Origin of the sequence: Enterobacter sp. UCD-UG_FMILLET (genome assembly GCF_000762975.1) — a bacterium.
In the GTDB taxonomy this organism is placed as follows: Bacteria; Pseudomonadota; Gammaproteobacteria; order Enterobacterales; family Enterobacteriaceae; genus Enterobacter; species Enterobacter dykesii.
Genome location: NZ_JRJC01000036.1, coordinates 471466 through 497605, shown reverse-complemented (window position 1 = coordinate 497605; position 26140 = coordinate 471466). Strand labels below are relative to the sequence as shown.

Annotated in this window: 22 protein-coding genes and 1 pseudogene; 8 read left to right on the top strand and 15 right to left on the bottom strand. The window is 56.3% G+C overall.

Annotation, left to right across the window (positions count from 1 at the left end; all coding sequences use genetic code 11):
- Nucleotides 1-45 precede the first annotated feature (45 nt).
- Entirely contained in the window at nucleotides 46-330 is a 285-nt protein-coding gene (rplY, locus tag LA04_RS17355; protein ID WP_023312497.1) for a 50S ribosomal protein L25, read from the bottom strand.
- Between the two features lie 125 nt (nucleotides 331-455).
- Nucleotides 456-2216 (bottom strand): DEAD/DEAH box helicase, encoded by a 1761-nt coding sequence (locus LA04_RS17350; protein ID WP_047652536.1) that lies wholly within the window; start codon nucleotides 2214-2216, stop codon nucleotides 456-458.
- Between the two features lie 152 nt (nucleotides 2217-2368).
- Here LA04_RS17350 and rsuA point away from each other — a divergent pair, with 152 nt between their 5' ends.
- From rsuA to LA04_RS17335, 3 genes are all read left to right on the top strand, one after another.
- Nucleotides 2369-3076, top strand: a complete 708-nt coding sequence (gene rsuA, locus LA04_RS17345) for a 16S rRNA pseudouridine(516) synthase RsuA (RefSeq protein ID WP_023312495.1) — start codon at nucleotides 2369-2371, stop codon at nucleotides 3074-3076.
- A 15-nt stretch (nucleotides 3077-3091) separates the two neighbouring features.
- Entirely contained in the window at nucleotides 3092-4288 is a 1197-nt protein-coding gene (locus tag LA04_RS17340; RefSeq protein ID WP_047652535.1) for a Bcr/CflA family multidrug efflux MFS transporter, read from the top strand.
- Nucleotides 4289-4567: 279 nt separating this feature from the next.
- Nucleotides 4568-4912: a YejG family protein gene (locus LA04_RS17335; protein ID WP_045334337.1), complete on the top strand. Its 345-nt coding sequence runs from the start codon at nucleotides 4568-4570 to the stop codon at nucleotides 4910-4912.
- A gap of 3 nt (nucleotides 4913-4915) precedes the next feature.
- Here LA04_RS17335 and yejF read toward each other — a convergent pair whose 3' ends face one another.
- The 9 genes and pseudogenes from yejF to LA04_RS17290 all read right to left on the bottom strand — a co-directional run.
- Nucleotides 4916-6505, bottom strand: a complete 1590-nt coding sequence (gene yejF / locus LA04_RS17330) for a microcin C ABC transporter ATP-binding protein YejF (RefSeq protein WP_047652534.1) — start codon at nucleotides 6503-6505, stop codon at nucleotides 4916-4918.
- 1 nt (nucleotide 6506) lies between these two features.
- Complete coding sequence (locus LA04_RS17325) at nucleotides 6507-7532, bottom strand: ABC transporter permease (protein ID WP_023312492.1); 1026 nt, start codon at nucleotides 7530-7532, stop codon at nucleotides 6507-6509.
- Nucleotides 7532-8626 carry a microcin C ABC transporter permease YejB gene (locus tag LA04_RS17320; RefSeq protein ID WP_024908182.1) on the bottom strand — a complete coding sequence of 365 codons (1095 nt, stop codon included), beginning with the start codon at nucleotides 8624-8626 and terminating at the stop codon, nucleotides 7532-7534. Before LA04_RS17320 ends, LA04_RS17325 begins: the two co-directional genes overlap by 1 nt.
- A 9-nt stretch (nucleotides 8627-8635) precedes the next feature.
- Entirely contained in the window at nucleotides 8636-10441 is a 1806-nt protein-coding gene (locus tag LA04_RS17315) for an extracellular solute-binding protein (protein ID WP_047652533.1), read from the bottom strand.
- 74 nt (nucleotides 10442-10515) lie between these two features.
- Nucleotides 10516-12072 carry a cyclic di-GMP phosphodiesterase gene (locus tag LA04_RS17310; protein ID WP_047652532.1) on the bottom strand — a complete coding sequence of 519 codons (1557 nt, stop codon included), beginning with the start codon at nucleotides 12070-12072 and terminating at the stop codon, nucleotides 10516-10518.
- Nucleotides 12073-12199: 127 nt separating this feature from the next.
- The gene (gene mepS / locus LA04_RS17305; protein WP_047652531.1) at nucleotides 12200-12769 is read right to left on the bottom strand and encodes a bifunctional murein DD-endopeptidase/murein LD-carboxypeptidase; all 570 of its coding nucleotides are present in this window, start codon (nucleotides 12767-12769) and stop codon (nucleotides 12200-12202) included.
- 415 nt (nucleotides 12770-13184) lie between these two features.
- Entirely contained in the window at nucleotides 13185-13898 is a 714-nt protein-coding gene (locus tag LA04_RS17300) for a phosphatase PAP2 family protein (RefSeq protein ID WP_029740964.1), read from the bottom strand.
- Between the two features lie 33 nt (nucleotides 13899-13931).
- Nucleotides 13932-14918: a CobW family GTP-binding protein gene (locus LA04_RS17295; RefSeq protein WP_047652530.1), complete on the bottom strand. Its 987-nt coding sequence runs from the start codon at nucleotides 14916-14918 to the stop codon at nucleotides 13932-13934.
- Between the two features lie 135 nt (nucleotides 14919-15053).
- Nucleotides 15054-16364, bottom strand: a pseudogene (locus LA04_RS17290) (mannitol dehydrogenase family protein); the annotation flags it as partial.
- A gap of 205 nt (nucleotides 16365-16569) precedes the next feature.
- On the opposite strand from LA04_RS17290, the gene uxuA reads away from it, so the two are divergent.
- Nucleotides 16570-17760 (top strand): mannonate dehydratase, encoded by a 1191-nt coding sequence (gene uxuA / locus LA04_RS17285; RefSeq protein ID WP_047652529.1) that lies wholly within the window; start codon nucleotides 16570-16572, stop codon nucleotides 17758-17760.
- A 34-nt stretch (nucleotides 17761-17794) separates the two neighbouring features.
- Here the strand turns inward: uxuA and yeiP are convergent, their stop codons facing one another.
- The gene (gene yeiP, locus LA04_RS17280) at nucleotides 17795-18367 is read right to left on the bottom strand and encodes an elongation factor P-like protein YeiP (RefSeq protein WP_008500940.1); all 573 of its coding nucleotides are present in this window, start codon (nucleotides 18365-18367) and stop codon (nucleotides 17795-17797) included.
- Between the two features lie 164 nt (nucleotides 18368-18531).
- Between yeiP and LA04_RS17275 the strand changes: the two genes are divergently transcribed.
- Nucleotides 18532-18786, top strand: a complete 255-nt coding sequence (locus LA04_RS17275; protein ID WP_047652737.1) for a zinc/iron-chelating domain-containing protein — start codon at nucleotides 18532-18534, stop codon at nucleotides 18784-18786.
- Here LA04_RS17275 and setB read toward each other — a convergent pair.
- Nucleotides 18783-19964 carry a sugar efflux transporter SetB gene (setB, locus tag LA04_RS17270; protein ID WP_047652528.1) on the bottom strand — a complete coding sequence of 394 codons (1182 nt, stop codon included), beginning with the start codon at nucleotides 19962-19964 and terminating at the stop codon, nucleotides 18783-18785. The genes LA04_RS17275 and setB overlap by 4 nt on opposite strands.
- 360 nt (nucleotides 19965-20324) lie before the next feature.
- On the opposite strand from setB, the gene fruB reads away from it, so the two are divergent.
- From fruB to fruA, 3 genes are read left to right on the top strand one after another with little or no spacing between them, the layout of a single operon-like run.
- Nucleotides 20325-21455 carry a fused PTS fructose transporter subunit IIA/HPr protein gene (gene fruB, locus LA04_RS17260; protein ID WP_047652527.1) on the top strand — a complete coding sequence of 377 codons (1131 nt, stop codon included), beginning with the start codon at nucleotides 20325-20327 and terminating at the stop codon, nucleotides 21453-21455.
- Nucleotides 21455-22393, top strand: coding sequence for a 1-phosphofructokinase (gene fruK, locus LA04_RS17255; protein ID WP_047652526.1), 939 nt, complete (start codon nucleotides 21455-21457; stop codon nucleotides 22391-22393). The genes fruB and fruK overlap by 1 nt, the downstream gene beginning before the upstream one ends.
- A gap of 16 nt (nucleotides 22394-22409) precedes the next feature.
- On the top strand, nucleotides 22410-24095 hold the full coding sequence (gene fruA, locus LA04_RS17250; RefSeq protein ID WP_047652525.1) for a PTS fructose transporter subunit IIBC: 1686 nt from the start codon (nucleotides 22410-22412) through the stop codon (nucleotides 24093-24095).
- Between the two features lie 47 nt (nucleotides 24096-24142).
- Here the strand turns inward: fruA and nfo are convergent, their stop codons facing one another.
- Nucleotides 24143-25000, bottom strand: coding sequence for a deoxyribonuclease IV (nfo, locus tag LA04_RS17245; protein WP_047652524.1), 858 nt, complete (start codon nucleotides 24998-25000; stop codon nucleotides 24143-24145).
- A gap of 64 nt (nucleotides 25001-25064) precedes the next feature.
- Nucleotides 25065-26111, bottom strand: coding sequence for a YeiH family protein (locus LA04_RS17240; RefSeq protein ID WP_047652523.1), 1047 nt, complete (start codon nucleotides 26109-26111; stop codon nucleotides 25065-25067).
- Nucleotides 26112-26140 lie beyond the last annotated feature (29 nt).

The window sequence follows — 26140 nt, the reverse complement described above, 5'->3', positions numbered from 1 at the left end:
TAAAAAAACCCCGCAGAAGCGGGGTTTTTTTCGACGAGTTTGCGATTACGCGCGAACGAAGTCGATGTGAGTCAGTTTTGGCTTGAACGCGTGACGCTGAACAGCCTGAACTTTCACTTTTTCTTCTTTACCGCCAACAACGATGGTCAGAACTTCGCTGTAGAATTCAGCTTTGGTCTGCAGGTTCCACAGTTTGTCGTGATCCAGTTCGATTGCAACTGGAGCAGCTTCGCCACCGTAAACGATAGCCGGGAACTTGTTAGCGTTACGCAGGCGGCGGCTCGCACCCTTACCCTGCACGTTACGTACTTCTGCTTCGATAGTGAACATTGATTTCTCTCTGTATTTAAAACCCTACTACAGGCGACCCAGCAGCAGGTGAGTGTTCTGCCTCACGGATGTGAAGCGGGCGGCATTTTATACTCAAATGCCCCTCACATCAATGAAAAGTCCCGCTAACCGCGCAATTCGTTGGCGCGACGGAAGCGACCTTCGTAGTCAAAGAGCTTCTCGCGCACCTGCCAGAACTGGCCTTTCTTACGGGCGACGACAAAATCCGGATGGCGCAATAACACCTGCTGGCGCACGATATCGGCTACGGTTATCCAGCGCAGGGGAACGCCCGGCGTTCGGGTATGCGGGCGGATAAACAGCTGTTCGAAGGCCATTCGCTGAGCAGGCGTCTGGACCCGGAAGCGCTCGCTGACGTCCGCCCCGTCCTCATCGTAATAGGTGATTTTCAGCCACTCACCTTTTTCATCGGCGCCGGGCTGCAGCGCCATGCCGGAACAGCGCAGCACCAGGGCATCTTTCAGCTTTAGCGCCGCTTTCAGCATGTCGTCCGGGTCAACCAGCACCGTGTCGCATTCCCGGCAGCGGCGAGCGGCAATGTCGTTTTCGGCGTTGCACTGCGGGCAGTTTTTGAACCGGAAGCGGAAATCGCACTGCTCGCGATGCCCGTCATCATCTTCAAACCAGCCCTGACAGCGGCGGCCAAAATGTTCGATCAGCGTACCGTCGGCGGTGGTTTTTCCCCAGAAGGTGTTGGCAAACCCGCAGGCAGGGCAAAAGACCTGTACGGGCACGTTGTCGCTTTTCCCTTTTGGCGCGCCGACCTCAGGCGTATAGAGATCGTGCGGGTTACCGGCATAATCCAGAATCAGGCAGTCGGTTTTCCCCGGGGCCAGACGCAGGCCGCGGCCAACAATTTGCTGATACAGACTGACCGATTCGGTCGGGCGCAAAATGGCGATCAGGTCGACGTGCGGGGCGTCAAAGCCGGTAGTCAACACCGACACGTTAACCAGATAGCGGAACTGCTGGGCTTTAAAGGCTTCAATCAGGCGGTCGCGCTCCGGGCCGGGCGTCTCGCCGGTGATTAACGCCGCGTCGCCAGCGGGCAGTAATCCAGTGATTTCACGCGCGTGCTCAACGGTGGCGGCAAAGATCATTACCCCCTTGCGCGTCGCGGCGAACTCCTCAATCTGGCTGATAATATGCGGCGTAATGCGCTTTTGCTTTTTCAGCTCCTGGTTGAGATCCGCTTCGCTGAATAAGCCGTTGCTCTGCGCCTGCAGGCGGCTGAAATCGTACTGTACCACCGGCATATCCAGCCGTTCAGGCGGCGTCAGGTAGCCATGTTTAATCATGTAGCGCAGCGGAAGTTCGTAGATGCAGTCGCTGAACAGGGCTTTGTCATCGCCGCGCACCATGCCGTGATAATGGTAGCGATAGATCCAGCCTTTCCCCAGGCGAAACGGGGTCGCCGTCAGGCCCAGCAGGCGCAGATGAGGGTTCACCTCTTTCAGGTGGGACAGGATTTGCTGATATTGGCTGTCGTCGTCATCGCCGATGCGGTGACATTCGTCGACAATCAGCAGCGAAAATTCGCTGCGAAACAGGTCCAGATTGCGCGCCACCGACTGCACGCTGCCAAAGACCACTTTGCCGTGGCTCTCTTTACGCTTTAACCCGGCGGCGAAGATATCGGCCTCCAGCCCAAGCGCACAATACTTGGCATGGTTTTGCGCGACGAGCTCTTTGACGTGCGCCAGCACAAGCACGCGACCGCGGGCCAGACGCGCCAGTTCGGCGATGACCAGGCTTTTACCTGCGCCGGTTGGGAGCACAATCGCCGCCGGCTCGCGATGTTTACGGAACCAGGCGAGGGTGGCGTTAACGGCTTCCTGCTGATAGGGACGAAGTGTAAAAGTCATGGGGTCTCGGTTTCGTTATTCCGCACATAGTATGCCACGAAACTTTTTCCCTTGAGTGGCGCAACCAGACCATTATACTGAACCGTTCCAGACTGCTTCTTTTTTCGGACCTGTTGTCCGACTTCCAGCACCATTAAGGCTAAAAAGATTTCATGCGACTTGATAAGTTTATCGCTCAGCAACTCGGCGTAAGCCGCGCTATTGCCGGGCGCGAAATTCGCGCCAGCCGCGTTACCGTGGATGGCGACATTGTGAGAGACAGCGCGTTCAAACTGCAACCTGACCATCAGGTGGAGTATGACGGCAATCCGCTGACCCAGCAGCACGGTCCGCGCTACTTCATGCTCAACAAGCCGGAAGGCTACGTCTGCTCAACGGACGATCCCGATCACCCGACGGTGCTCTATTTCCTCGACGAACCGGTGGCGCACAAGCTGCACGCCGCAGGCCGCCTCGACATCGACACCACGGGTCTGGTGCTGATGACCGACGACGGGCAGTGGTCGCATCGCATTACTTCCCCGCGTCACCACTGCGAGAAAACCTATCTGGTCACGCTGGAGTCGCCGGTGTCGGATGACACGGCAGAGCAATTCACGAAAGGCGTTCAGCTGCATAATGAAAAAGATCTGACCAAACCCGCCGTGCTTGAGGTGATTACGCCGACGGAGGTCCGTCTGACCATCAGCGAGGGGCGTTACCATCAGGTGAAACGTATGTTTGCCGCGGTGGGGAACCACGTTGTTGGCCTGCATCGCGAACGGATTGGTGCGATTGAGCTCGATCCCGACCTGGCGCCTGGCGAATATCGCCCGTTAACGGAAGAAGAGATCGCCAGCGTCGGTCTTCCTTCGCACTAATTTCAGGAGAGCTCTGTGACCACCAGGCCACACTCGTCGTTCAAAATCGTCTTCATTCTTGGCCTGCTGGCCATGCTGATGCCGCTGTCTATTGATATGTACCTGCCCGCACTGCCGGTCATTTCCGCGCAGTTTGGCGTTCCGGCGGGCAGTGCGCAGATGACGCTCAGCACCTATATTCTCGGCTTTGCCCTCGGCCAGCTGTTTTATGGCCCGATGGCGGACAGCCTTGGACGCAAGCCCGTCATTCTGGGCGGGACGCTGGTCTTTGCGGCCGCAGCGGTTGCCTGTGCGCTGGCGCAGACCATCGATCATCTGATTATCATGCGCTTCTTCCACGGTCTGGCGGCGGCAGCGGCAAGCGTGGTGATTAACGCCCTGATGCGCGATATCTACCCGAAAGAAGAGTTCTCCCGCATGATGTCGTTCGTGATGCTGGTGACGACGATTGCGCCGCTGGTGGCCCCGATGGCCGGTGGTGCGGTGCTGGTGTGGTTTAGCTGGCATGTGATTTTCTGGATCCTGGCCCTGGCCGCGCTGCTGGCCTCGGCGATGATCTTCTTCTTTATTGATGAAACGCTTCCCGTCGAGCGCCGCCAGAAATTCCACATCCGAACCACCATCGGCAACTTTGCCTCGCTGTTTCGCCACAAGCGCGTGCTCAGCTATATGCTGGCAAGCGGGTTCAGCTTCGCCGGGATGTTCTCCTTCCTGAGCGCCGGGCCGTTTGTCTACATCGAGCTGAACCACGTTTCGCCGCAGCACTTCGGCTACTATTTCGCGCTTAACATCGTCTTCCTGTTCATCATGACCATCATCAACAGCCGTTTTGTCCGGCGGGTAGGGGCGCTGAACATGTTCCGCGCCGGGCTGTGGATCCAGTTTGTGATGGCGATCTGGCTGGTGGTGAGCGCGTTTCTGGGCGTGGGCTTCTGGGCGCTGGTGGTTGGCGTGGCGGCCTTTGTCGGCTGCGTGTCGATGGTGTCATCTAATGCGATGGCGGTGATCCTGGATGAGTTTCCGCATATGGCGGGCACCGCCTCTTCCCTGGCGGGGACGTTCCGCTTCGGCATCGGCGCTATCGTCGGGGCGTTGCTTTCAATGGCTACCTTTACGACGGCATGGCCCATGCTGTGGGCGATGGCTTTTTGCGCAACCAGCTCGATACTCTTCTATCTTTACGCCAGTCGACCGCGAAAAGTGGCCCACTAAAACACAGAGAAGGCCCGGCAGGGCCTTTTTTGTTGATGCATATCAACCAAACCCCCGTTCGTTTATTCCGTGTTTGTTTATTTTATGTAAAATCTATTTGTGTAAAAAGTCACATCATTGTATTCAAAAAGGTTGAGTTAGATCGCAGAAACGGGTACATATAGCGCCGACGCGAGCCTGAATACCGATAAAAAAGCGCTGAAGAGTGCAGGCTGGCGATGATGTGTTACTATAAATGTAAATAAATTGTGAAGTAAATTTTGCTTCCGGGGAACGAACGTGAATACATTACAACTTTCTATTGTCCATCGCTTGCCCCAGAGCTATCGCTGGTCGACGGGTTTTGCAGGTTCGAAAGTTGAACCGATTCCGCAAAACGTCGCGGGCTGTGAAAACTGCCTGGTGGCGCTCAAGCTGCTGAGCCCGAGCGACGAAAATGCATGGCGGGTGATGGAGCGTCTCAGCCAGGCCCTGACGGATATCGAAGTGGACAGCTCCGTGCTGGAGTGCGAAGGTGAGCCGTGCCTGTTTGTGAAAAGCCAGGACGAGTTTGCCGCCACCTGCCGTCTGAAAAATTTTGGCGTTGCCATCGCGGAGCCTTTCTCCGGCCAGTACCCGTTCTGACCGCTAGTCTGCCGACAACAGCTGGCGCGTGTAGCGCTGCGTTGGCGCGCTAAATACGCGCTGGCACTCTCCCTGCTCGACCACTTCTCCCTGTCGCAACACAATCACCTGATGGCATAGCGCCCGCACCACCTGAAGATCGTGGCTGATAAAGATATAGGCCAGCCGGTGCTTTTCCTGTAGCCCTTTCAGCAGCGCCAGGATCTGCGCCTGAACGGTTCTGTCCAGCGACGACGTCGGTTCATCCAGAATAATCAGCTCCGGCTTCAGGATCAGCGCGCGGGCAATGGCGATACGCTGGCGCTGCCCGCCGGAGAATTCAGCCGGATAGCGGTGGCGCGTCCCGGCATCCAGGCCCACTTCGGCCATCACCCGAATAACCTCCTGTTCCCGTTGCTGAGCGCTCAGGCCGGGCTGATGCACGCGCAGACCCTCCTCGATAATCTGTAACACGCTGAGCCGGGGGTTAAGCGAGGAGTTGGGATCCTGAAACACCACCTGCATGCGGGGCCGCACGGGCAGCATCTGACGGCGGTTCCAGCGGTGCAGCGGCATATCGTCAAAGAGGATCTCGCCCTGGGAGGCAATTAAGCGCAGCAGCGCCAGACCGGTGGTGCTTTTGCCGGAACCGGATTCGCCCACCAGCCCCAGAGATTCTCCCGGGCGCAGCGAGAAGCGGATGTTTTTCAGCACCGGATTCTGGTCGACGATGCGCCGCAGAATACCTTTGCGGATCGGGAACGAGACGGACAGATCCTCAACGCGCAGCAGCGGCGTGCTGTCAGCCGCGAGGGGAACCGGGTCGCCGGAGGGTTCGCTGTCGAGCAAACGCTGCGTATAGGGGTGCTGCGGCCCGCTCAGCAGCGTGGACGCGCTATTCTGTTCAACGCATCGTCCGTTTTGCATCACCGCGACGCTGTCGGCCAGCTTTCTCACAATGCTCAGGTTGTGCGTGATAAACAGCAGGCTCATGTTCAGCTCGTCACGCAGTTCCCGCAGCAGCGTCAGTATTTGCGCCTGTACCGTCACGTCCAGCGCCGTTGTGGGCTCGTCGGCAATCAACAGCTCGGGCCGCGTGAGCAGGGCCATGGCGATCATCACGCGCTGGCGTTCGCCGCCGGAGAGCTGGTGCGGAAAATCATTCAGCCGTTTGGCCGCATTGCGTATGCCGGTTCGTTCCAGACAATCCAGAATTTCTCCCCGCGCGGCCTCTTTGCGCATCCCCCGGTGCAGGGAGAGCACTTCATAGAGCTGTTTTTCCAGGCTGTGCAGAGGGTTGAGGGAAACCATCGGCTCCTGGAAGATCATGGCGATTTTGTTGCCGCGAATACCGCGAAGGGTCTGTTCATCGGCGTGCAGCAGCGAACGGCCGTGAAACAGAATATCCCCTTGCGGGTAGCTCACCGGTGGAGACGGCAACAGGCGCAGGATAGAGAGCGCCGAAACGCTCTTGCCTGAACCCGACTCGCCCACCAGGGCCAGCGTTTCACCGGGCTGGATCTGCAGCGACAGGTCGGTGACCACGGTGCGCGTCTCGTCCTGCTTAGAAAAAGCAATCGACAGGTTATCAATACTGAGAAGAGGCTGGCTCATTTTATACCGCCTTGTTCGGGTCAAAGGCATCGCGCACGGCTTCGCCAATAAAAATCAGCAGCGACAGCAGCACGGCCACGGAAAGAAAGGCGGCGATGCCTAACCACGGCGCCTGCAGGTTGTTTTTGCCCTGCAGCAGCAGTTCGCCGAGCGACGGGGAACCCAGCGGTAGCCCGAAACCAAGAAAATCCAGCGAGGTGAGGGTGGTGATGGAGCTGCACAGAATAAACGGCAGGAAGGTGAGCGTTGCCACTACCGCGTTGGGCAGCATGTGGCGGAAGATAATCCCCCGGTCGCTCACGCCAAGCGCCTGCGCGGCGCGAATGTAGTCGAAATTGCGGGTGCGCAGGAACTCCGCGCGCACCACCCCCACCAGCGCCATCCAGCCGAACAGGACGGTGATGCCTAACAGCCACCAGAAGCCAGGCTGCACCACGCTGGAAAGCAGGATGATCAGAAACAGCGTTGGCATGCCTGACCAGACTTCAATAACCCGCTGGCCCCACAGGTCAATTTTCCCGCCGTAGTAGCCCTGAACGGCACCCGCCACGACGCCCATTACGCTTGAGAAGATCGTCAGCATCAGCCCAAAGAGAAGAGAAATTCGCGTGCCATACAGGATGCGCGCCAGCACGTCGCCGCCGTTTGCATCCGTTCCAAGCCAGTTTTGCGCGGAGGGCGGGGAAGGGAACGGAGTCGTGGTGGCGAAGTTAATGCTGTTGGCGCCAAAGCGCACCGGCGCCCAGAGCGCCCAGCCGTGCTGTTCGATCTGCTGGCGAAGCCACGGATCCTGATACTCCGCCGGTGTGGCAAACGGGCCGCCAAAGTCGCTTTCGCTGTAGTTGGCGATAACCGGCACGTACCAGCGGTCGTTAAAATGCACCAGCAACGGCTTGTCGTTGGCGATCAGCTCCGAACACATGCTTAAGGCAAACAGCACGGCAAAAATCCACAGCGACCAGTAGCCGCGGCGGTTGTGGCGAAAGCGGGCCCAGCGGGCCTGGTTGACGGGGCTTAAACGCGGCATCAGCGGCCCTCAAAATCGATTCGGGGATCGACCAGCGTATAGCTGATATCACTGATGATATTCAGCAGCAGGCCAATCAGGGTGAAAATATAGAGTGTGCCAAACATCACCGGATAATCGCGCGACACGGTAGCCTCATAGCCCAGCAGCCCCAGGCCGTTGAGCGAGAACATGACCTCTATCAGCAGCGAGCCGGTAAAAAACATGCCGATGAACGTGGCCGGAAACCCGGCGATCACCAGTAGCATGGCGTTACGGAACACGTGTTTCCACATGATCTGCTTCTCGCTCACGCCCTTAGCGCGGGCCGTGACAACGTACTGCTTACGAATTTCATCGAGAAAGGCGTTTTTGGTCAACATGGTCAGGGCCGCGAATCCGCCAATGACCGTGGCCAGCACCGGCAACGTGATATGCCAGAGATAGTCGGTGATTTTCTGATACCACGGCAGGGAGCTAAAATCGGCGGAGACCAGCCCCCGCAGCGGGAAGAGGTCGAAATAACTTCCCCCGGCAAAAAAGACAATCAGCAGGACGGCAAACAGAAACGCCGGGATGGCGTAGCCGATGATGATGAACGTGCTGCTCCAGATATCAAACCGGCTGCCGTTATACACCGCTTTGCGGATCCCGAGCGGTATAGAGACCAGATAGATAATCAGCGTTCCCCACAGCCCCAGCGTTATCGAAACCGGCAGGCTTTGCTTGATCAACGTTAACACTGACGCACTGCGAAACAGGCTGTCGCCAAAATCAAAGCGGATGTAATCCCAGAGCATCTTGAAATAGCGCTCGTGAATCGGTTTGTCAAAGCCGTAGCGGTGGGTGATCTCGGCGATCACTTCCGGATCCAGCCCGCGTCCGCCGCGATAATGGCTTTCGCTGATATTCCCTACGCCGGTTCGCGCATGGCTCGCGCCCATCCCTTCACCGCCGCCGCCGGGCATGCCGCCGCTGTTGCCAAATTCAATGGCGGCAATTGCCTGATCGACCGGGCCGCCGGGGGCGATTTGCACGATAAAAAAGTTAATCGTGATGATGGCCCACAGGGTGGGGATGACCAGCAGGAGACGACGGAGAAGATAGGCACCCATGATGATTCCTTATCGCCGTTCAGCGGGAAGTCTGGCGGCTTTGTTAACGTCATACCACCAGGTATCAAAGCCCAGAGAATAGACAGGGCGCACGGCAGGCACGGAGAACTTGTCCCAGCGCGCAAGGCGATCTTCGCCCATATACCACATCGGCAGCATGTAGTAGTTCCAGGTCAAGACCCTGTCGAGGGCGCGCCCGAGCGGCACGAGCTTATCTTTATCTCCCTGAGCTGCCACTATTTTCGCAATCAGCGCGTCAATCGCCGGGCTTTTTACCCCGGGCGCATTGTATGAAGAGTCGATGTAGCTGGAGGCCCAGGAGATTTGCAGGTCGGAGCTGGGCCACGGCTGCGCGGGCCACAGGCGCTGCATCATGTCGTAATCACGGCTGCGCATGCGGCTGGTGATCTGCGCGTTATCGACCTGGCGAATGTTCATGGTCACGCCCAGCCGCGCAAGGTTGTGCTTAAACGGCAGCACCCACTGATCGTTGCCTCCGGAGGAGAGCAGCAGCTCAAAGCTGAGAGGCTTGCCCGTTTTGGCATCAACACGCTTTTGATTCTTCAGGTGCCAGCCCGCGTCATCCAGCAGCTTGCTGGCCTTCAGCAGGTTTTCACGGTCGTAGCCGCCACCCTTCGAGGCTGGCGGCTGAAACACGGTGGTGAACACCTGTGGCGGCAGCTCCGCTTTTAGCGGCGCCAGCAGAGCCAGCTCGTCGGCTTTCGGGTAATCGCGCGCGGCATATTCGGTGTTCTGGAAATAGCTATTCGCACGGCTGTAAGCCCCGTAAAACAGCGCCTTGTTCATCCACTCAAAATCAAAGGCCAGAGATATCGCTTCGCGCACCCGGCGGTCATTAAATACCGGACGCTGAATATTAAAAGCCAGCCAGCGGGTGTCATGGGCAGACTCATTTTTGTGCTCGTCTTTGACGATATAGCCTTTGGCGAAATTTTTGCCTATATAACGGGTCGCCCAGTTTTTGGCGCTGCTTTCTACGCGTAAATCGAAGGCGCCGGCTTTGAACGCTTCAAACGCCACGTTATCGTCGAGGTAGTAATCATAGCGAAGGGTGTCGAAATTCCAGCGCCCGCGGTTTACCGGCAGGTTGGCCGCCCAGTAGTCTTTCACGCGAGAGTAAACAACATATTGCCCCATGCGCCAGTCGGTGATGCGGTATGGGCCGCCTGCCAGCGGCGGCGTGGAAAGCGGGTCGCTTAGCTTATGATTTTTCCAGAACGATTCAGGCATAACCGGCAGCGAGAAAAGGCTGAGCATATTCTCTTTGTTCGGTTCGCTCAGCTCGATGCGCACGGTGAGGGGCGCAATGGCCCTGACGGAAGCCCCTTTATACACGATGCGGAACTGGGGGACGCCTTCGGTCATGAATTTATGGAAGGTGAACGCGACGTCGCTCGCCTTAACCGGCGTACCGTCGTGAAAACGTGCCCGCGGATTCAGCGAGATTTCCGCCCAGGCGAAGTTATCGGCATAACGCACGTTCTCGGCAATCAGCGGATAGTAGCTGCCGGGTTCATCATCCGACGTGACGAAGAGCGTATCGTAAAGCGATTCCGTTCGCGCGGCCGCCACGCCGCGCAGGGCGAAGCGGTTGAAGTTGTCGAATGTTCCCGTGGCGGAAAGCGTGACCTTTCCGCCCTTTGGCGCGGCAGGGTTAACGTAATCGAAGTGTGTAAAATTGACCGCATATTTCGGCTCGCCAATCACCGCGAAGGCGATATTTTCTTTGATGGCTTGCGCCTGGCTGGACAGGCTCGTTAGTGCCAACATCAGCAACATAAAGCGCATAAGCATCTCGCGGCGGCTCCCTCTTTTACAGACCGGCTCGGTTAAGCTGAATAATAAGTGACGTCGCGGGCAATGTGAAATTAATCACCCTCGGGCGAAATATCAGGCCGCCATTCGCGGAATTGCGCCAGCGGCATCGGGCGGCTAATCCAGTATCCCTGCAGGAAATTAACGCCGTGCTCGCGCAGCCAGGCGGCCTGTTCCGGCGTTTCCACCCCTTCGGCGACGGTCGACATATTCAACCGTCTTGCCAGCGTCAGGACGGCATCCAGCACCGGTGACGTCACCGTCTCAGTCCCTATCGCATTAACAAATCCACGGTCTATCTTGAGGTAGTCCATGGTGAAATGCTCAAGATAAATCAGCGCGCTGTGGCCGGTGCCAAAATCATCAATGGCTATCTCAAACCCTTCATTATGCAGCCATTCGAAAAGGCTGTTGGCTTCCCGGTGATTGAGCATATCGCGCTCGGTAATTTCCAGCACGATCTGGAAGTAATCCTGCGGCAGCAGCGCTTTGAAGGTGCGCATATCGTCTTTGAAGCTTTCCGCATGCAGATGCCCCGGCGCAATGTTGATGCCAACCTTTGCTCCCGGAGGTAACAGAGTTTGTAACACGGGGGCATCGTGAATGATAAGGTCAAAGAGATGCAGCGTCAGCGGGACAATCAGCTTCTGCGCTTCGGCAAAGTTGATAAACGCGTCCGGCGGAATTTCCCCCATTGTCGGGTGTTTCCAGCGCATCAGCACTTCAAGCCCGGTCATCTGGAGCGATTTAGCATCGACGACAGGCTGATAAACCACGTAAAACTGACCGCGCTTAATCGCGCTTAAAATCTCTTTACCCGGGCTGAGGCGAATGCTGAGGATATAGTAGTTGAGCGATCCGGCACAAATACCGCATACCAGCCCGAAGAACAGGGCGTAGAGAATTTCATCGCTGGTCCAGGCGTCGGCATACAGGTTTATGGTAAGGGGGACGTCTTTCAGCGTCGCGGTACGGGCCGGAGTTTCATGCAGGTCATGCGCAAGGACCAGCGTGCTGGACCGCGTTGACAGCGCATGATCGCCAATAATGATGGCAATGCCGGCAAATTCGTCCTGGCGCGCGGTGTAGAGCAGATAAGGCGTCAGATTAAGATTCACCGAGGTGAACACGCCGCCGTCCTTCACTAGCGGGTTACGGTACCAGATGGCAACCGCGGGCTTGTTGGGCAGCATCGGGGTGCCTGGAAGCAATGCCATATCAATTTGTTTATCGATGTGCAGCTCAGGTATCAGCTCCTCCATCGGGGAATTCATCGGCCCCGTGGCAGAAGAGCAGAACGCCATTTTGTCTCTGACCAGCAGAAATGCGCGAACGTTAAGGCTAAAGGCAGCGCGCGAGGTGAGTTCCTGATTGACATCGTGGCAATTGCTTAACGTGAGCGGCTGGAGCACATCGATAGAATTTTTTAACTCATCGAAATAGCTCTCCATATAGATGCTCACATCGTGGATCAGGGTGTCGAATTTGACTTCCCGCTTGTGGTAGCTCCAGAAAAATTGCAACGAACCCAGGAGCAGGGCGGCGATCAGGCCTGTGATGATGCTAAGGATCAGTATTTTGCGATTGCTGGAGAAATAGCGGGTGAGCATAAACGTCGTGATTCCTGAAATGCCGCTGGATGTATTCAGTGTAACGGGCAAAAAAAAACACTGCCGAAGCAGTGCTTTTTTTCATCATATCGTCAGCCAAGGGATAACCAACGATACGATAGTCATATTAACTGCGGGTCAGTACGCGGCGTGCTTCGTTGTAGCGCTTCTTCCAGTACGGTTCGTTCATGCTGGAAATGGTCACACCGCTGCTGGTGGAGGCATGTACAAACTGGTCATTACCAATGTAGATGCCAACATGTCGACCTGTAGAACCGGCACGGAACAGGACTAAATCACCGGTGCGCAGTTTGGTACGTGAAATCGACTTGCCCATCTCCTGCTGTTCATAGGTTGAACGCGGAAGATCTAACCCAAATTGCTCGCGGAACGTACGCTGTACAAACCCGGAACAATCAATACCTGTTTTTGTGCTGCCGCCAAGACGATAGCGCACGCCTTTCCAGTCGGCATACTGGTCCATAATGCGGGACTTCACGTCCAGATTACGTACCATATTTTCAAATTCATCCTGAGAGGCTAGCAGTGACGAGGAATCTTCCATTCCCACAACACGCGTCTCAGGATGCATATTCTTTGCGGTGTTCGATGTACTACATGCAGACAACAGTACCGCGACTGCTATCGCCGGGATCCCCCGTAAGATATATCTCAGAAACGGTTGAGATTTGACCATTTTGTTTATTTTCCCTTGAAGTCCTTAACGACAAATATCGTTATAAAAATGCCAAACGTGACGAGACTAATTATCTGTTCACATTGAGACAATTCTTTCTGGTCACATTTGTGGCTCAGCGCACAAAATTATTCGCCGTTGAAATAATTATCTCTATGGGGCAAAACGAGTTCGAGATTAACCGATTGCTTGGGGTAATGCGAGTAAAAAAAGCCTTTTTTTTATAAGAAAATGTGATACAGAAAGTAAAAACATGGAAATGCTCAAAATACCGGCAGATCCGCCGCGTAATCGCGTAATTGATTCATTTTTATCATGAATGTGATGACAGGAATATGACAGTGAGAAACGATCTTGGCGGGAGAGCTATCAGGGATCATGTCGATCCCTGATAGCTCACGTTAATTTAGGTTAGTTATTTGTTTAATTGTTGTTGTGCTCTGCCGGGAAGATAGCGATCGAACAGCGCTATTATCCTGTCGCTCAGTGGGGTCATCAAACACCACGGCAGCGCAATCAGCGCCACGGAGAGCGAACCGACGGCAATATCGGTGAACCAGTGAGCGCCAATCATTACGCGCGGGAAGGCAAAAACCACAAAAATAATCAGGGCTATGGCAAAGGCTTTTCTGCCAAAATAGCGAAGCATAATTGCGGAAAAAATAAGCAGCATCATACCGTGATCGCCGGGGAAACTGTCCTTCGACGCATCTTTTGTTGGAATATGCAGCAGTTCGCTGACGCGATAAATATCGGTGAAGAATAGCGTTGGGCTTGAACGCTTAACCGGAATAATCGCGGTTGCCAGCTGGTTAATGACGACGGCAAACAGCAGCATTACCAGACCGATAATGAGAATACGCCGACGCCCGGCTTTATCCTCTTTCAGCCAGAAAGAGAGCATCAGGCAACCCATGGCCAGCAGCGAGAAGCCGTCGAAGGCACGGTTGTTGGTAATTGCCACCAGCCAAAGAAACGCGTTGCTCTTCACCAGTTCCTGGTTGAAGAAGTGAAAAATGGCAGAATCCAGCGGGAACCAGAAACCATGATCCGCCGGGATATACCAGGAGAAGAAAAGCGCCAGACCGGCGACATTAAGCAGTAATATCAGGGGAAATCGAGTTGTCATAACGTTCTGCATAGAGTGAAAACTGGGGCAACGTTAGCCCCCCGAACTTAAACGAATCCTCAACAGGCTGGACTGGAGGGCATTCCAGTCGGCGTTAACCGCACTAATTAACTCTATTCGGCTGTCAGGCGGCGCCACATTTTGCGTTTCAATAAAGAAATCGTCGCCCTGACGGTTGATCCTCACCAGCCCGTCTGGGGTGCGCATGATCCCTTTCACGCGATCGACGGGAGCAAGTCGGGCCCACTCCAGGATCCCAATGGTGTCGAAAACGGTTTCAGCATCAAAAATCCATCCGCAGGCCTGATATCCCTGGCCGCTGTTCAGGTTACGACGCCAGCGCTGATGTTCCGGCAGGCTGAGAGCGGCTAAACCCTGTTTCACCGAATGACGATGTTGATGTTCCGCACTGGCCGGAAGTTCAGCCATGTTCAGACGAGGAAGGTCAAGCAGGGCGCTATCAATATTCCCCTGGGTGGTCTGCACCCGCGTGCGGTTGCCGCCGAAATGTTGCCACCACGCGTCCAGCGCGGCCTGGCTTTCAGCCGTGGCGCGATCAGCTTTATTCGCGACAATAACGTCAGCCGAGGCGAGCTGATCGCGGAAGTTCTCATTGGCCACCGCTTTGTCATCCAGAAGCTGACGCGGATCGAGCAGGCACAGGGTGGCGCGCAGATCGATCCACGGCTCGTAAACCGGGGCGGTCAGTAAATCGAGGATCTGCTTGGGGTGACCCAGCCCGGTGGGTTCAATTAGCAGGCGGTCAGGTTTGCCCTGACGCAGCAGGGTATTAAGCCCGACCTGCATCGGCAGGCCATTGACGCAGCACATGCATCCGCCGGGGATCTCTTTAATCATCGCGCCGCTGGATGACAGCAACGCGCCGTCAATGCCCACCTCGCCAAATTCATTGACCAGCACCGCCCATTTCTCGGCAGGAGCTTTGTTCGCCAGCAGGTGGAGAATTGAGGTGGTTTTACCGCTGCCGAGAAAACCGGTGATGAGGTTGGTTTTGGTCACGTGCGCTCCAGATGAGAATGGTGATGCTATAACACTATTCTCTTTATCCTGGCGAAAAACGTGACCTGTGAGAAGAGGGAGGGCGAACGGAGGCTTCATCCGTTCGCGTTAAGCGCAATAATCGTTAAATATTTCGCTGCTGGCGTCGACGATGGCGCGGATTTTATCGCTGAGGGGATCGCGAACATCAATCGCGTTGCCACGGTCGTCGGTACCGCTGACGTAGCGTATCCAGCCGGCCACGCCCAGAGCCAGCAGCGACCACGGTGTTTTTCGCTCGAGATGAACGCGGATCCCGTCCAGCATTCTTTGCGGAAGCTTCTGGCTACCGTCCATCGCGATTTGCCAGGTTCGATGCTGGAGCGCCGGGTTGGCAAAGCGCTTGAGCAGGCTATCGGCGTAGGCGGTGAGGTCGACATCCTTAATGCGTAATGTGGGGGCCTGTTCGTTCAGCATCAGCCGACGGGCGGCTTCACGAAACGCGGCGTCCTCCATGCATTCATTAATATGGGCGTAGCCCGCGAGATACCCCAGATACGCCAGGAAAGAGTGGCTGCCGTTGAGCATGCGCAATTTCATCTGCTCCCACGGCAGAACATCCTGCACCATCTGAACGCCCGCGACTTCCCACTCGGGACGGCCGGCGACAAAATTATCTTCCACCACCCACTGAATAAACGGTTCACAGCTGATGGCGCACGGATCTTCCACGCCGAGCGCGTCGGTGATTTCCGCCAGCGAGGCTTCCGTCGCGGCGGGAACAATTCTGTCGACCATCGTTCCCGGGAAGCTCACGTGGCTGTCAATCCATTCAGACAGCGCTGCAGAACGCTTTTGCGCCATGCCCAGCACCGCGTTTTTCACCACGTGCCCGTTATCGGGGATATTGTCGCAGGAGAGCACGGTAAACGCAGGCAAACCGCGCTCGCGGCGGCGGTGAAGCGCTTCGACAAGGATCCCGGGTGCGGAATGTGGCTCTGATGGATTTTCAAGGTCATGGATAATCCGGGCGTTGTGCAGATCGAGTTTCCCGGTCGCGGGATCGATGCAATAGCCTTTCTCCGTGATGGTGAGCGACACGATCGCGACCTGAGGCTCGCAAAATTTCTCAATAATGGCGGGCAGGGAGTCCAGTTTTGCGTTCAGGCATTCATGGACGGCACCGACGATAATCGCCTCATTTCCTTCTGCCCCTTTCTCCAGCACGGTGAACAGATGATCCTGTGCGCGCAGCTGGCTCATCAGCACATCGCCGCTGAAAAGGCTAATCTCACAAATACCCCAGTCGCCGCCTTTTTCATTCAGCACCCGATTTGTTAACAATGCCTGGTGCGCACGGTGAAACGCGCCAAAGCCAAAATGGACGATGCGGGAGCGCAGTTGCTGACGATCGTAGCGCGGCTGCTGAACCTGAGCAGGAAGGGCGGTGGAGGCAATTGTCTTCATGTGATATACACCTGATTAACCATTAATTAACAATGCCAGTGTAAAGTTATATGACAGCAAATAAAATTGGTGAGCCGTAAATATCCACGTTCTGTGAGTTTGATCAATCAATGTGTGGCGGTATATTGACCCTTAGCGGCAAACATGTATGGTAGTCGTCATTGCAGTAACACATATTGGTATAACAACTTAAGAGGGTGAGGCAATGGAACAAACCTGGCGTTGGTACGGGCCGAACGATCCGGTTTCTCTTGATGATGTGCGCCAGGCTGGCGCAACGGGTGTCGTCACGGCGCTGCATCATATTCCTAACGGTCAGGTATGGCCGGTTGAAGAAATTCAACAGCGTCAGGCGCTGCTGGCGGAGAAGGGGTTAACCTGGTCTGTCGTAGAGAGCATCCCGGTTCACGAAGACATCAAAACCCATTCCGGGGAGTATCAGACCTGGATTGCTAACTATCAGCAGAGCATTCGTAACCTGGCAGCCTGCGGCATTGATACGGTTTGCTATAACTTTATGCCTATTCTGGACTGGACGCGTACCGACCTTGAATACCAAATGCCGGACGGCTCGAAAGCGCTGCGCTTCGACCAGATCGCCTTCGCGGCGTTTGAGCTGCACATTCTGAAACGTCCTGGCGCCGACGCGGATTACACCGCGGAAGAGCAGCAGCAGGCGCACGCGTGGTTTAACGCCGCCAGTGACGCAGACATCGAAAAGCTGACCCGTAATATTATTGCGGGCCTGCCGGGGGCTGAAGAGGGTTATACGCTGGATCAGTTCCGCGCGCGCCTGGCGGAATACGGCGATATTGATAAGCAGCAGCTGCGTGAAAACATGGCGTACTTCCTGCGCGCTATCGTGCCGGTTGCTGAAGAGGCAGGTGTACGCCTCGCGGTACACCCGGACGATCCACCGCGTCCTATACTCGGTCTGCCGCGTATTGTTTCCACTATTGAAGATATGCAGTGGCTGAAAGAGACGGTAAACAGCATCTATAACGGCTTCACCATGTGTACCGGCTCCTACGGCGTGCGTGCGGATAACGATCTGGTGCAGATGATTGAAACCTTTGGCGATCGCATTCACTTTACGCACTTGCGTGCGACCTGCCGCGAAGAAAACCCAAAAACCTTCCACGAGGCGGCGCACCTGGGCGGCGATGTGAATATGGTAGCGGTGGTAGACGCCATTCTGGCGGAAGAGGCGCGTCGCAAGCAGGCGGGCGACGTGCGTCCTATTCCGTTCCGTCCGGATCACGGCCACCAGATGCTGGACGATCTGCGTAAGAAAACTAACCCGGGCTATTCGGCGATTGGCCGTCTTAAAGGGATGGCGGAAGTGCGCGGCGTTGAGCTGGCGCTGAAGATGACGAAGTATCCTGAATTGCTGTAAAAGAAAAACCCGGCGTAAAGCCGGGTTTTTTGTGTTAGTCAGCGCGACCCATATAGCGTTTTTCTTCAATATGGATGCGGATCTTCTCGCCAGCGGAGAGGTATTCAGGCACCTGCACAACCAGGCCGGTGGTTAGGGTTGCCGGTTTGTTGCGCGCACTTGCGGATGCGCCTTTGATGCCGGGTGCGGTTTCCACGATTTCCAGATCGACGGTCTGCGGCAGCTCCAGCGCCAGCAGCACGCCGTCCCAGGTGAGGACCTGCATGTCAGGCATGCCGCCTTCAGGGATGAACAGCAGCTCTTCTTCAATCTGGTCTTTGGTGAAGATGTACGGGGTGTAATCTTCTTTGTCCATGAACACGTATTCGTTGCCGTCGATGTAGGAGAAATCAACGTAGCGACGGGTCAGGGTCACGGTATCGACGATGTCGTCACCTTTAAAGCGCTCTTCCACCTTCAGGCCAGTACGCACATCGGCGAAACGCATTTTGTACAGCGTTGCTGCACCACGGGCGCTGGGTGCCTGAATGTCGATATCTTTCACAATCAGCAGTTTGCCGTTGTAATTCAGCACCATACCTTTCTTAATTTCGTTCGCTCTTGGCATTGCAGTAATCCTGTTTACGGGAGGTAAAAAATATCGCGCCAAATTACTCGCGCGCGGCCTTTCAGGCAAGAGGAATTCGTGGCTTTTGCTATCAATACGCAAAAGGTGTTACTGTGCGCGCGATGCCCGACTGCGTGGGCCATCGTCAGCTAAAGAGAGCATTTATGGATTGTCGTCCCGATTGTGGCGCGTGCTGTACTGCACCGTCCATTTCAAGCCCCATTCCAGGAATGCCGGGGGGCAAGCCTGCCAATACCCGCTGCGTCCAGCTCTCGGAAACGAATCTGTGCATGATCTTTGGCTCACCGCTGCGCCCGAAGGTCTGCTCCGGGCTTCAGCCCACTGCCGAAATGTGCGGCAGCACGCGAGGGCAGGCGATGACGTACCTTCTTGAGCTGGAAGCACTCACCGCACCCTAAACGTCTTTAATCCTCGCCAGACAGCCGATCGTCAGCGTACACATCACCAGTGCAATCCAGAAAACCGTGTGATAGTTCCAGATTTCGGCAACGACACCGGCCATTGAGCCCGCGATAATCCAGCCCACGCGGGTGGTATTAGTATAAAGGGTGGTGGCTGAGCCTGCCTGGCCCGGCATCAAATCCTGGAAATAGAGCATGCCTATCCCGGCGAGAATGCCAATGTAGATGGCGTTCAGCAGCTGTAAAGCCAGCAGCAGCGCTGGCGTATGTACCGTCAGCATACCGATATAGAACAGCAGACCGGCGACAGCGGCGATGCGCATTAAAAAACGCTTTCCGAAGCGCTTTGCGTAATAGCCCGCAATGAGCATCGTCGGGATCTCAAGCCCGGCCGCGGTGCCCATCATGATGCCCGCCAGCTTCTCCGACAGGTGGAGTTCATCAATAATAAACAGCGGCATATTGATGATATACAGGCTGTTGGTGCCCCACATCAGCGTGCAGATCGCGAACAGGAGCAGGGCATCGCGGCGATTACGGCGCGGCGCTTCCAGCACGCCCGTTGCCACTTTCGCCTCTTTGCGCATGGACGGCAGGAAGAACCACACCAGCGCGCCGCACACCACAAACGCGACGGCCGCGCTCAGGTACATCACCGTAAAACCAAAACCCATCGCCAGCGCGTAAGCCAGCGGCGGGCCAATCACCCATGCCAGCGACACCTGAGCACGCAGGACAGAGCTGAACATCACCGCTTCACGTCCGGTATGGTCGGCGTGTTCGCGGGCAAGGGCGAACAGCTGTGGGTTCGCCGTCGAGCCAAAGCTGCTCAGGAAAACCCCGACGAAGAGCAGAATGAAATAGTTGCGGTTCCAGGCAAATAAAACGCAGGCCATGACCCCGAGCAGACAGCAGAAAACGATCAGGCTTTTACGATCGCCTTTTCTGTCGGATCGCCCCGCCAGAAACTGGCTGACCAGGATGCCGATGATAGCGCTTCCGGTAAAGAAGAAGCCCACCATCGCCGGACGGACGTGAACCTCGTTGGTCAGAAACAGGCTCAATGTCGGCGTCTGTAACGCACCGGCAATGCCCGTGAAGAAGGCAACAATCAGGAATGCCGCTGAGGTCAAATCAAAGGGCTTCGGCGAGACGGCCGCAGGGGTGTTATGCATGTTTTATAATTAGCGAGTAGCAGAGAGGGGCGGAGTTTACGCCGTCAGCTAAAAAATAAACAGTGGGTACGGTCAATGATGCCACGAAAAATCAAAATGGCATTTCAACTATGTCCCACCCGGCTGAACTTAGCTGAAACTGTCTTGCTGAACTTCAGCAAAATTCAGCTGAACGAAAAAGAAATGTGCTGTATCTCTAAATTCTGATATCGGAAATACGAGTTTACTTGCAAGACATTGCAGAAAGCGCAAGACTTTTTGAAACGTTTCAGCGCTATCTTGTTTTAACAAACGGAGCAGGCTAGCGCATTTTTTCTCATTAAAGCTGAAACGATTCAAGTTCAGCAGGAGTGGAGAACCATGTTCCAGTTATCTGTTCAGGATATCCACCCGGGCGCTCAGGCCGGGGATAAAGAAGAGGCTATTCGCCAGGTTGCCGCTGCGCTTGTGCAGGCGGGTAACGTCGCGGACGGCTATGTAAACGGCATGCTGGCGCGCGAGCAGCAGACCTCAACCTTCCTCGGTAATGGCATTGCCATTCCGCACGGCACCACCGACACCCGCGATCAGGTGCTGAAAACCGGCGTTCAGGTTTATCAGTTCCCGCAGGGCGTGCTCTGGGGCGACGGTCAGGTGGCGTATGTGGCTATCGGTATCGCGGCCAGCAGCGATGAACACTTAGGCCTGCTGCGTCAGCTGACGCATGTCCTGAGCGATGACGATGTGGCTGAACAGCTTAAGTCCGCGACCACAGCTGAAGAGCTGCGCGCCCTGCTGATGGGCGAAAAACAGAGCGAAGCGCTGAAGCTGGACAATGAAACGCTGACGCTGGACGTGATTGCCTCCGATCTGGTAACGCTGCAGGCGCTGAACGCGGGTCGTCTGAAAGAAGCCGGCGCGGCGGATGCCACCTTTGTGACGCGCGTGATTAACGATAAGCCGTTAAATCTGGGTCAGGGTATCTGGCTGAACGACAGTGCTGAAGGCAACCTGCGCAGCGCTATCGCCGTGAGCCGCGCGGCCAATGCGTTTGACGTGGAAGGCGAGCGTGCGGCCATGCTGGTGACCGTGGCAATGAACGATGAGCAGCCGGTTTCCGTGCTGAAGCGTCTGGGCGATCTACTGCTGAACAACAAAGCTGAAAAACTGCTGAACGCTGATGCCTCCACCGTGCTGGCACTGCTGACCAGTGATGATGTGCAGACTGAAGACGTGCAGACCGCGGAGTTCGTGGTACGCAACGAGCACGGCCTGCATGCCCGTCCGGGCACCATGCTGGTGAATACCATTAAACAATTCGAGAGTGAGATCACCGTGGCGAATCTTGACGGCACGGGCAAACCGGCCAACGGCCGTAGTCTGATGAAAGTTGTCGCGCTGGGCGTGAAGAAAGGCCACCGTCTGCGCTTCACCGCGCAGGGTGCCGATGCTGAACAGGCGCTGAAAGCGATTGGCGATGCCATCGCGGCGGGTCTGGGGGAGGGCGCATAATGAGCAGACGTGTTGCGACTATTACGCTGAACCCGGCTTATGACCTGGTAGGATTTTGCCCGGAAATTGAGCGCGGCGAAGTCAACCTCGTGCGTACCACTGGCCTGCATGCTGCGGGCAAAGGGATTAACGTCGCGAAAGTGCTCAAGGATCTCGGTATCGATGTCACCGTGGGTGGATTCCTCGGTAAAGATAACCAGGATGGTTTCCAGCAGCTGTTCAGCGAGCTGGGCATTGCCAACCGTTTTCAGGTTGTTCAGGGCCGCACCCGCATTAACGTTAAGCTGACGGAGAAAGACGGTGAAGTGACCGATCTGAACTTCTCTGGCTTCGAAGTAACGCCGTCTGACTGGGAGCGTTTTGTTAACGACTCTCTGACCTGGCTGGGTCAGTTTGACATGGTCTGCGTAAGCGGCAGCCTGCCGTCCGGCGTGAGCCCGGAAGCGTTTACCGACTGGATGACGCGCCTGCGCAGCCAGTGTCCGTGCATTATTTTTGACAGCAGTCGCGACGCGCTTGTTGCCGGTCTGAAAGCCTCGCCGTGGCTGGTGAAGCCGAATCGCCGCGAGCTGGAGATCTGGGCGGGTCGTAAGCTGCCGGAATTAAAAGATGTGATTGACGCTGCCCATGCGCTGCGCGAGCAGGGTATCGCTCACGTGGTGATCTCGCTTGGTGCAGAAGGCGCGCTGTGGGTTAACGCGTCTGGCGAATGGATCGCCAAACCGCCGTCAATGGAAGTTGTGAGCACCGTTGGCGCAGGGGATTCCATGGTTGGCGGCCTGATTTATGGTCTGCTGATGCGGGAATCCAGTGAACATACGTTACGTCTTGCCACTGCCGTTGCTGCCCTGGCCGTCAGCCAGAGCAATGTCGGTGTTACCGATCGTACCCAGTTAGCCGCGATGATGGCGCGCGTTGACTTAAAACCTTTTAACTAACAGCAGGAGAGGAATAATGAAAACGCTGCTGATCATTGACTCCGGTCTCGGACAGGCTCGCGCTTATATGGCGAAGACCTTGCTGGGCGCGGCGGCACAAAAAGCACATCTGGAGATTATCGATAATCCAGGCGATGCAGAACTGGCCATTGTCCTGGGCGATAAGATCCCGGCTGACAGTGCGCTGAACGGCAAAAAAGTGTGGCTGGGCGATATTAATCGCGCGGTGGCACATCCGGAACTGTTCCTGAGCGAAGCGAAAGGGCACGCGTCTGTCTACAGCGCGCCTGTCGCGACGGCACCGGCTGCGGCCACCGGTCCGAAACGCATTGTTGCGGTGACGGCCTGCCCGACGGGCGTGGCTCACACCTTTATGGCAGCTGAAGCCATCGAAACCGAAGCGAAAAAACGCGGCTGGTGGGTTAAAGTTGAAACGCGCGGCTCCGTCGGTGCCGGCAACGCTATCACCCCTGAAGAAGTGGCTGAGGCCGATCTGGTGATTGTGGCAGCGGATATCGAAGTGGACCTGGCGAAATTTGCCGGTAAGCCAATGTACCGCACGTCTACCGGCCTGGCGCTGAAAAAGACCGCGCAGGAGTTTGATAAAGCGCTGGTAGAAGCGAAGCCGTATCAGGCAACCGGCGCGCGTCAAACCGCGACGGAAGGTAAGAAAGAGTCTGCTGGCGCATATCGCCATCTGTTGACCGGTGTGTCTTACATGCTGCCGATGGTGGTTGCGGGCGGTCTGTGTATTGCCCTCTCGTTCGCATTTGGTATTACCGCGTTTAAAGAGCAAGGCACGCTGGCCGCTGCGCTGATGCAGATCGGCGGCGGTTCCGCGTTCGCCCTGATGGTGCCGGTACTGGCAGGCTTTATTGCCTTCTCCATCGCTGACCGTCCAGGCCTGACGCCGGGTCTTATCGGCGGTATGCTGGCCGTGAGCACCGGTTCTGGCTTTATCGGCGGTATCATTGCGGGCTTCCTGGCCGGTTACGTCGCGAAGCTCATCAGCTCGAAGCTCAAGCTGCCGCAGAGTATGGAAGCGCTGAAGCCGATTCTGATCATCCCGCTGATTTCCAGCCTGGTGGTCGGTCTGGCGATGATTTACCTGATTGGTAAGCCGGTTGCGGGCATCCTGGCGGGTCTGACCCACTGGCTGCAAACCATGGGTACCGCGAACGCGGTTCTGCTGGGCGCAATCCTAGGCGGCATGATGTGTACCGACATGGGTGGTCCGGTGAACAAAGCGGCGTACGCCTTTGGTGTTGGCCTGCTGAGTACCCAGACCTACGCGCCAATGGCAGCCATCATGGCGGCAGGTATGGTGCCTCCTCTGGCGCTCGGTCTGGCGACGATTATTGCCCGTCGTAAGTTCGATAAAGCGCAGCAGGAAGGCGGTAAAGCGGCGCTGGTGCTGGGTCTGTGCTTCATCACCGAAGGGGCGATTCCGTTCGCGGCGCGTGACCCAATGCGTGTGCTGCCATGCTGTATCGCGGGTGGTGCAGTGACCGGGGCGATCTCCATGGCGATTGGCGCAAAACTGATGGCACCACACGGCGGTCTGTTCGTGCTGCTGATCCCTGGCGCTATCACGCCGGTACTGGGCTACCTGCTGGCGATTATCGCGGGTACGCTGGTGGCTGGTCTGTCTTATGCGGTGTTGAAGCGCCCTGAAGCAGAAGCGGTTGCGAAAGTAGCCTAAGGGTTAACGTGACAAAAAAGCCGGGTGCATTATGCACCCGGCTTTTTTTATGCCGCCTGTTCAGCGGTTTGCTGTGCCTTCAGCCAGGCAATCTCTTCTGCCCAGATGTCCGGATTAATGGTTTCCAGCACCATCGGAATACCGTCGAAGCGGGCGTCCTGCATAATGAAGCGGAACGCATCGTGGCCAATATTGCCTTCGCCCAGGCTGTGGTGGCGGTCAACGCGGCTGCCAAAGGCGCTTTTCGCATCGTTTAAGTGCATGCCGCGCAGGTACTGAAAGCCCACGATGCGCTCGAACTCATCAAACGTGTTTTTCGTTGCCTCGGTGGTACGCAGGTCATAGCCAGCGGCAAACGCGTGGCAGGTATCAATGCACACGCCCACGCGGGATTTGTCTTCCACGCCGTCGATAATCGCCGCCAGATGTTCAAACTTAAAGCCGAGGTTACTGCCCTGACCGGCGGTATTCTCTATTACCGCGGTGACGCCTTTGGTTTTGTCCAGCGTGATGTTGATGGACTCGGCAATGCGCGCCAGGCAGGCATCTTCATCGATTTGCATCAGATGACTGCCCGGATGGAAGTTCAGCAGCGTCAGCCCAAGCTGTTCGCAGCGCTGTACTTCATCAAGAAACGCCTCGCGGGATTTTTCCAGCGCCTCTTCAACCGGATGCCCGAGGTTGATGAGGTAGCTGTCGTGGGGAAGGATCTGGCCTGGCCCGTAGTGGTACTTCTCACAGGCGGCTTTGAAATCGTCAATCACGTCAGCGGTGAGCGGTGCGGCGCGCCACTGGCGCTGGTTTTTGGTGAACAGGGCGAAAGCGGTCGCCTCGATTTCGGCGGCGCGAATGGCGGCATTCGCAAGGCCACCTGCAGCGCTGACGTGCGCTCCAACATATTTCATAAAAAAACTCCTGCTAACCCGAAACGCTTATGATAGCGGGTTAGCAGGAGAAGGACGAGATGGTTTATGCCATCAGGCTGTGCACCGCGAGGTTAATGGTACCGCCGCCGACAATCAGCCAGATAAAGAGCACCAGCGCCATCAGCAGCGGTTTCGCCCCGGCTTTTTTCAGCGCGCTGACGTGTGTGGTCACCCCCAGCGCCGCCATGGCCATCGCCAGCAGCACGGTATCCAGCGTCACCAGCATATCCACCACCGCTTTCGGCAGCAGATGGAATGAGTTGAAAATCGCCACCACGATAAACAGGATCGCAAACCACGGAATGGTGATTTTGCTTTTCTCGCCGCCGCCTGCCGGTGCCAGCTGCTTAACCCGCGCGGCGAGGAAAATCAGGAACGGCGCCAGCATCATCACGCGCAGCATTTTGGCAATCACCGCCGCGTTTTCAGCTTCCGGGTTAATGGCATGTCCTGCCGCCACCACCTGGGCCACTTCGTGCATGGTCGAACCGATATAGATGCCGTAGGTTTCCGGGCTGAACCAGTGGGCAACCAGCGGATACATCGCCGGGTAGAGGAAGATTGCCAGCGTACCGAAGATCACCACCGTCGCCACCGCCACGGTCACCTTGCTGGCTTCGGCTTTAACAACGGGTTCTGTTGCCAGTACCGCCGCGGCCCCACAGATACTGCTCCCGGCACCGATCAGCCAGCTGGTTTGCTTATCCAGGCCAAAGACTTTCTGGCCGATAAAGCAGGCCAGCAAAAAGGTGCTGGTCAGGGTCAGGACGTCGATAGCGATTCCGCTGACACCCACATCCGCAATCTGCGAAAAGGTGAGACGGAAGCCGTAAAGGATAATGCCGAGACGCAATAAATGTTGTTTGGCGAAAATGACGCCCCCGTCGCAGGATTTCCAGATATGCGGGTAAACGGTATTCCCCACGACCATGCCCAGCAAAATGGCCAGCGTCAACGCGCTAAAACCGGCGCCCGCGATAGCCGGGATGCTGCCGCCCCATAGCGCGACGGCGGTCACTGCTGCGCTGAGCGCAAGACCCGGCACGAAGTGCCACACTGTACGATGATGTTGTAAGGTGATTTCTGACATAACCTTCTCCTTTGTCTGGCTAAAGGTTA

What these genes read in the sequence shown, in the direction of transcription:
- rplY (WP_023312497.1), bottom strand. Translation starts at nt 330, where the DNA reads ATGTTCACTATCGAAGCAGAAGTACGTAACGTGCAGGGTAAGGGTGCG.
- LA04_RS17350 (WP_047652536.1), bottom strand. Translation starts at nt 2,216, where the DNA reads ATGACTTTTACACTTCGTCCCTATCAGCAGGAAGCCGTTAACGCCACC.
- rsuA (WP_023312495.1), top strand. Translation starts at nt 2,369, where the DNA reads ATGCGACTTGATAAGTTTATCGCTCAGCAACTCGGCGTAAGCCGCGCT.
- yejF (WP_047652534.1), bottom strand. Translation starts at nt 6,505, where the DNA reads ATGAGCCAGCCTCTTCTCAGTATTGATAACCTGTCGATTGCTTTTTCT.
- LA04_RS17325 (WP_023312492.1), bottom strand. Translation starts at nt 7,532, where the DNA reads ATGCCGCGTTTAAGCCCCGTCAACCAGGCCCGCTGGGCCCGCTTTCGC.
- LA04_RS17320 (WP_024908182.1), bottom strand. Translation starts at nt 8,626, where the DNA reads ATGGGTGCCTATCTTCTCCGTCGTCTCCTGCTGGTCATCCCCACCCTG.
- LA04_RS17315 (WP_047652533.1), bottom strand. Translation starts at nt 10,441, where the DNA reads ATGCTTATGCGCTTTATGTTGCTGATGTTGGCACTAACGAGCCTGTCC.
- LA04_RS17310 (WP_047652532.1), bottom strand. Translation starts at nt 12,072, where the DNA reads ATGCTCACCCGCTATTTCTCCAGCAATCGCAAAATACTGATCCTTAGC.
- mepS (WP_047652531.1), bottom strand. Translation starts at nt 12,769, where the DNA reads ATGGTCAAATCTCAACCGTTTCTGAGATATATCTTACGGGGGATCCCG.
- LA04_RS17300 (WP_029740964.1), bottom strand. Translation starts at nt 13,898, where the DNA reads ATGACAACTCGATTTCCCCTGATATTACTGCTTAATGTCGCCGGTCTG.
- uxuA (WP_047652529.1), top strand. Translation starts at nt 16,570, where the DNA reads ATGGAACAAACCTGGCGTTGGTACGGGCCGAACGATCCGGTTTCTCTT.
- yeiP (WP_008500940.1), bottom strand. Translation starts at nt 18,367, where the DNA reads ATGCCAAGAGCGAACGAAATTAAGAAAGGTATGGTGCTGAATTACAAC.
- LA04_RS17275 (WP_047652737.1), top strand. Translation starts at nt 18,532, where the DNA reads ATGGATTGTCGTCCCGATTGTGGCGCGTGCTGTACTGCACCGTCCATT.
- setB (WP_047652528.1), bottom strand. Translation starts at nt 19,964, where the DNA reads ATGCATAACACCCCTGCGGCCGTCTCGCCGAAGCCCTTTGATTTGACC.
- fruB (WP_047652527.1), top strand. Translation starts at nt 20,325, where the DNA reads ATGTTCCAGTTATCTGTTCAGGATATCCACCCGGGCGCTCAGGCCGGG.
- fruK (WP_047652526.1), top strand. Translation starts at nt 21,455, where the DNA reads ATGAGCAGACGTGTTGCGACTATTACGCTGAACCCGGCTTATGACCTG.
- fruA (WP_047652525.1), top strand. Translation starts at nt 22,410, where the DNA reads ATGAAAACGCTGCTGATCATTGACTCCGGTCTCGGACAGGCTCGCGCT.
- nfo (WP_047652524.1), bottom strand. Translation starts at nt 25,000, where the DNA reads ATGAAATATGTTGGAGCGCACGTCAGCGCTGCAGGTGGCCTTGCGAAT.
- LA04_RS17240 (WP_047652523.1), bottom strand. Translation starts at nt 26,111, where the DNA reads ATGTCAGAAATCACCTTACAACATCATCGTACAGTGTGGCACTTCGTG.